Raw genomic sequence first — 2,209 nt, 5'->3', positions numbered from 1 at the left:
TCCTGGCGCCGCTGCGGCAGGCGCTGGACGCGGGCTGAGCCCCGCCCGGTGTGTGTGCGAACGCCCGCCATGCGCGGGCGTTCGCGGTTGCCGCACTGCCGCAAATGCGGTGCGTGCGGATCATGCGGTACATGCATCGTTGGTCGGACGGCACGCGCCGTCGCTGGCCCCCGCTTGCGTGTCGACGATGCGGGATGGCGGCGACGCTACCGCACGTCCCGCGTTGCGCGGCCGCAGCAGGCGTCCTGGCGGCAGCCGCGCCGCTACCGGCCGGCCTGGCCGCTCCATGCGCCACCGTCTGCAGGCCACCGGGGGACCGAGTTAGACTGTCGCCCCTCTGCGGCTCTCGCGGCCGCCCAATGGATCGTCACATCGCATGAGTTGGCTCAGCAAATTGATGCCTTCGGGCATCCGCACCGACAGCACGCCCAGCAAGAAGCGCAGCGTTCCCGAAGGCTTGTGGGAGAAGTGTCCCAACTGCAGCGCCGTGCTGTACCGGCCGGAGCTGGAGGAGAACCTGGAGGTGTGCCCGAAGTGCGGCCACCACATGGCGATCCGCGCGCGCGCGCGCCTGGCCGCGCTGTTCGACGCCGACACCGCGCCGACCGAGATCGGTGCGCGCCTGGGTCCGACCGACGCGCTCAAGTTCAAGGACCAGAAGAAGTACGGCGAGCGCATCAAGGCCTCGCAGAAGAGCACCGGCGAATACGACGCGCTGGTGGCGATGCAGGGCCTGCTCAAGGGCCAGCCGCTGGTCGCCGCTTCGTTCGATTTCGCCTTCATGGGCGGCTCGATGGGCTCGGTGGTCGGCGAGCGCTTCGCCCTGGCCGCGGAGACCGCGCTGAAGATCGGCGCACCGTTCGTGTGCTTCTCCGCCAGCGGCGGCGCGCGCATGCAGGAAGGCCTGTTCTCGCTGATGCAGATGGCCAAGACCTCGGCCGCGCTCGGTCGCCTGCGCGAGGCCGGCCTGCCGTACGTGTCGGTGCTGACCCATCCCACCACCGGCGGCGTGTCGGCCAGCTTCGCCATGCTCGGCGACATCAACATCGCCGAGCCGTATGCGCTGATCGGCTTCGCCGGCCCGCGCGTGATCGAGCAGACCGTGCGAGAAACCCTGCCGGAAGGCTTCCAGCGTTCGGAGTTCCTGCTCGAGCATGGCGCCATCGACCAGATCTGCGACCGCCGCGAACTGCGCGATCGTCTGTCCGAACTGCTGGCGCTGATGATGCGGCAGCCGGCCCCGGCGAAGAGCGAGGCGGCATGAGGGCCGGGAATCGGGAATCGGGAATGGGGAATCGTGGTGTCGCGCGTGCGTCGCATCGCGCGGCAAGCCCATGCTTGTCGCGATCCCTGGACGTCTCCGGCTGTTCCCGATTCCCGATTCTCCATTCCCGATTCCCCAGCGCATGAGCCAACGCAAATACTTCGGCACCGACGGCATCCGCGGCCGGGTCGGGCAGGGGGCGATTTCCGCCGATTTCGTGATGCGCCTGGGCAATGCGCTGGGCCGCGTGCTGGTCGCCGGCGGCACCGCACGGCCGACCGTGGTGATCGGCAAGGACACGCGCATCTCCGGCTACATGTTCGAGTCGGCGCTGGAGGCCGGGCTGGTCGCGGCAGGCGCCAACGTGCAGTTGCTCGGGCCGATGCCGACTCCGGCGGTGGCGTTCCTCACGCGCACCCTCGGCGCCGATGCCGGCATCGTCATCAGCGCTTCGCACAATCCGCACTACGACAACGGCATCAAGTTCTTCTCCGCACACGGCGAGAAGCTCGACGACGCCACCGAGCAGGCGATCGAGGCCGCGCTGGACGCGCCGTTCGCCACCGTCGAGTCCGAGCGGCTGGGCAAGGCGATGCGCGCGCGCGAGGCGATCGGCCGCTACATCGAGTTCTGCAAGGCCAGCGTGCCGCGCGGCTTCGACCTGCGCGGGCTGAAGCTGGTGCTGGACTGCGCGCACGGCGCGACCTATCACATCGCGCCGCTGCTGTTTCGCGAGCTGGGCGCGGAGGTGATCGCGATCGGCGCCGCGCCGGACGGGCTCAACATCAACGCCGGCGTCGGCTCGATGCACATCGACAACCTCGCCGCCAACGTGCGCGAGCACGGCGCGCACCTGGGCATCGCCTTCGACGGCGACGGCGACCGCGTGCTGATGGCCGACGACCAGGGCAACCCGGTCGACGGCGACGGCCTGCTGTACGTGCT

The 2,209-nt window shown here is 69.8% G+C and carries 1 protein-coding gene and 1 pseudogene; both read left to right on the top strand.

Annotation, left to right across the window (positions count from 1 at the left end):
• The first annotated feature begins 376 nt into the window (after window positions 1-376).
• On the top strand, window positions 377-1,264 hold the full coding sequence (gene accD, locus D180_RS10200; RefSeq protein WP_017909810.1) for an acetyl-CoA carboxylase, carboxyltransferase subunit beta: 888 nt from the start codon (window positions 377-379) through the stop codon (window positions 1,262-1,264).
• A gap of 142 nt (window positions 1,265-1,406) precedes the next feature.
• Window positions 1,407-2,209: pseudogene (gene glmM, locus D180_RS10195) on the top strand (phosphoglucosamine mutase); the annotation flags it as partial.

Origin of the sequence: Xanthomonas sp. SHU 166, from assembly GCF_000364685.1 — a bacterium.
In the GTDB taxonomy this organism is placed as follows: domain Bacteria; phylum Pseudomonadota; class Gammaproteobacteria; order Xanthomonadales; family Xanthomonadaceae; genus Xanthomonas_A; species Xanthomonas_A sontii.
This window is presented reverse-complemented; position numbering and strand designations above follow the sequence as displayed.